Source organism: Methylobacterium sp. D48H, from assembly GCF_053345715.1.
The window spans coordinates 1-255 of sequence record NZ_JBKFAP010000239.1 but is presented as its reverse complement, the minus strand read 5'-3'; the positions used below and the strand labels follow the sequence as shown (position 1 = coordinate 255).

The following is a 255-nucleotide window of genomic DNA, read 5'->3' as shown; positions in this document are numbered from 1 at the left end:
TGCACCACGTGTTCGACACCCCCGACGACCGCATCGTCTGGGACGTCGGACACCAGTGCTACCCCCACAAGATCCTCACCGAGCGCCGCGACCGCATCCGGACGCTCCGCCAGGGCGGCGGCCTGTCGGGCTTCACCAAGCGGAGCGAGAGCGTCTACGACCCCTTCGGCGCCGCCCACTCCTCGACCTCGATCTCGGCTGCGCTGGGCATGGCGGTCGCCCGCGACCTCGACAACGCCGCCGCCAAGCAGAAGA

The 255-nt window shown here is 70.2% G+C and carries 1 protein-coding gene; it reads left to right on the top strand.

Annotated features, from left to right (window positions below):
* A partial coding sequence (locus ACLBX8_RS32300) for a 1-deoxy-D-xylulose-5-phosphate synthase N-terminal domain-containing protein (RefSeq protein ID WP_447716485.1) occupies window positions 1-255 on the top strand: 255 nt, incomplete at both ends.